Origin of the sequence: Intrasporangium sp., assembly GCF_032907665.1 — a bacterium.
In the GTDB taxonomy this organism is placed as follows: Bacteria; Actinomycetota; Actinomycetes; order Actinomycetales; family Dermatophilaceae; genus Intrasporangium.
Map to the genome: position 1 here is coordinate 5,179 of NZ_JAJJPG010000150.1, position 2,958 is coordinate 8,136.

The 2,958-nt window shown below is 73.3% G+C and carries 3 protein-coding genes; all 3 read left to right on the forward strand.

Translation table 11 applies throughout. The features are described 5' to 3' along the window. Positions 1-158: 158 nt before the first annotated feature. On the forward strand, positions 159-590 hold the full coding sequence (mraZ, locus tag LOY02_RS16480) for a division/cell wall cluster transcriptional repressor MraZ (RefSeq protein ID WP_317183457.1): 432 nt from the start codon (positions 159-161) through the stop codon (positions 588-590). Positions 591-901: 311 nt separating this feature from the next. Then, positions 902-2,038 carry a 16S rRNA (cytosine(1402)-N(4))-methyltransferase RsmH gene (rsmH, locus tag LOY02_RS16485; RefSeq protein ID WP_317183458.1) on the forward strand — a complete coding sequence of 379 codons (1,137 nt, stop codon included), beginning with the start codon at positions 902-904 and terminating at the stop codon, positions 2,036-2,038. Then, a complete protein-coding gene (locus LOY02_RS16490; protein WP_317183459.1) occupies positions 2,035-2,673 on the forward strand; it encodes a hypothetical protein in 639 nt (212 codons plus the stop codon). Before rsmH ends, LOY02_RS16490 begins: the two co-directional genes overlap by 4 nt. Positions 2,674-2,958 lie beyond the last annotated feature (285 nt).

A 2,958-nucleotide genomic window follows, 5' to 3' on the forward strand; every position in this document is an offset into this window, starting at 1 on the left:
CTCCACTTCGCTCCACCGTCCTGACGTGCGCAAACACGAGAAGGAAACGCGCGGACAGGGGATTGCGTCGTTGACGGTGGAGGAAAGTGGAGTATCGTGGGGCAGCAAGGAAGGCGATGGGGACGCCGATCGGGTCGAGGTAGGGGAGGTGGGCGGCCGTGTTTCTTGGTACGCACACGCCCCGGCTCGACGAGAAGGGCCGGCTCTTCCTGCCCGCGAAGTACCGGGACCGCATGGCCGGGGGGCTGGTCGTGACGCGGGGCCAGGAGCGGTGCCTCTTCATCTATCCGATGGACGAGTTCGTCAAGGTGGCCGACCAGATGCGCCTGGCACCGACGACGAGCAGGACCGCGCGCAACTACATGCGCGTGTTCCTCTCCGGCGCCTCCGACGAGGTCCCCGACAAGCAGGGTCGCTTCACCATCCCCGCGAACCTCCGGCAGTACGCCGGGCTCGGCCGCGAGGTCACCGTCATCGGCGCCGGCACACGGCTCGAGGTCTGGGACAGCGCGGCGTGGAACACCTACCTCGAGGAGACGGAGCAGAGCTTCGCCGACACCGAGGAGGAGGTGGTCCCGGGACTCTTCTAGATCGCGAGTCCTCTGAGTGCTCCTGCCGAGTGCCCCGACCAGCCCCCACAGATCCTGACCTGCACGACCTGCGCGCCGGCCTCCAGCCGCTCCGCTCCCGGGACGACTTCCCCCGTCCCGGGCGGGGACGCGGATGGGGACCAGCCCTCAGGTCAGCACGAGGCAGACCGTCGGCTCCCCTCCACTCTCACCCCGCACCAGACCATCGCCACCCAAGTCACACCAGCACCACCAGCAACACCAGCACCATCAGCACGAAGAACCGACGGTCGCTCGCCGCGCCGACGGGGAGCCGAGAGAGGAGGCGGAGCATGAGCGACCGCGGAGACGCGCACGAGCGCCACGTCCCCATCCTGCGCGACCGCATCCTCGACCTGCTCGCCCCCGCCCTCTCGCGCCCGGGCGCCGTCCACGTCGACGCCACGCTCGGCATGGGTGGGCACGCGGAGGGCGTGCTCGAGCGCTTCCCCGAGTGCCGGCTCATCGGCATCGACCGGGACCGGGACGCCCTCGCGCTCGCCGGCCGGCGCCTGGCGCGCTTCGGGGACCGCTTCACCGCCGTGCACGCGACGAACGACGAGATCGCCCGGGTGGTCCTCGACGCCGGGCTCGAGCACGTCGACGGGATCGTCGTCGACCTCGGCGTCAGCTCCCTCCAGCTCGACGAGGAGCAGCGCGGCTTCGCCTACCGCGTCGACGCGCCGCTCGACATGCGCATGGACCAGTCCGGCGGACCGACGGCGGCAGACGTGCTCAACGAGTACTCCGTCGACGAGCTGACCCGGATCCTGCGCGACTACGGCGAGGAGCGCTACGCCCGCAAGATCGCGCGGGCCGTCGTCCGGGAGCGGGAGGCCGCGCCCTTCACATCGTCGGAGCGGCTCGTCGAGCTGCTTCGCCGGGTCATCCCCGTCACGTCGCAGCGCCAGAGCGGGCACCCCGCCAAGCGGACCTTCCAGGCGCTGCGCATCGAGGTCAACGACGAGCTCGGCGGCTGGGAGCGCGCCGTCGACGCCGCCATCGACGTCCTCGCCGTCGGCGGGCGCATGGCCGTCCTGTCCTTCCACTCGCTCGAGGACCGGCTGACCAAGCGCGCCTTCGCCGCCGGCACGACGTCGAGCACGCCGCCGGGCCTGCCCGTCGAGCTGCCCGAGCACGCCCCCTACCTGCGCGCCCTCACCCGCGGCGCGGAGGAGCCCGACGACGCCGAGGTCCTCGCCAACCCGAGGGCCGCCTCGGCCAAGCTGCGCGCCGTCGAGCGGATCCGCGACACCGGCACCTCCGCGACGACCGCGGTCACGAAGGCGGCCCGAGAGCGGGCGGCTGACGACCGGACGCGCGGCGACACGCACCGCGGAAGTGACCCCCACCGCAGGAGCACGAGACACGAAGCACGGACGCACGCCGCCACGAGCCGGCGCGCCAGCAGGAAGGGAACCGCCCGATGAGCCAGGCGACAGCCACCGCCAGGCCGCTCCGCGCTCCGGCGCGTTCACCGCGGCGCGCCACCCCGCCACCGCTGCGGGTCATCCCGGCCCGGATCACCTCGACGGGCAACGGCGCCTTCGCGTCGATCTGCGTCGTCCTGCTCGTCACCGGCCTCGTCGCCCTGCTCCTGCTCAACACCGCGCTCGCCCAGGGCTCGCTCGAGCTCGGCCGGCTCCAGCGCGAGTCCGCTGTCCTCGCCGAGACCGCGGGCAACCTCCAGGAGGAGATCGACCGGGCCTCCGCGAGCGGCGCCCTGGCCAAGAAGGCGAGCCAGCTCGGCATGGTGCGCTCGAACGAGCGCGGCCACATCGACCTGAAGTCCGGCAAGGTCACCGGGACCGCCTACCCCGCAGGCCCGGCCCAGGCCTTCACGGTCGTGACGAGCCCCACCCCGGTCGCCAAGCCCAAGCCGAAGCCGAAGGCCACGCCCAAGGCCGAGCCCAAGCCGACCCAGGCGCAGAAGCCCGCCTCCGCCACGCCGACAGCGCCGGGAGCCACGCCCGCGGCGTCGCCAACGGCGACACTGGGTGCGGCAACCCCAACGGAAACCCCCTCCACGCCAGCCCCGCCGACCCAGCCCACGCCGACGAGGTGAACCGTGACGAACTCTCGAGGATCGGGATCCGGCCGCGCCGGGACCCCTGATCGCTCCGGTCGCCCCACTCGGGGAGTGAACGCCGCGTCGTCGTCCACCGGGCGCTCGCAGGGCGCACCCCGCCAGACCGGGCGGGGTGCGGCCGTGACCGGACGAGCCAAGCCAGCCGCCCGCGCAGCGAAGACGACAGGCGCGAGGGACGGAAGGCCGGCCGCTGGGCGGAGCGCGAAGCCGGCGGCCGCGCGGGGGGCGAAGGCGGCGTCCGCGCGGGGGGCGAAGGCGGCG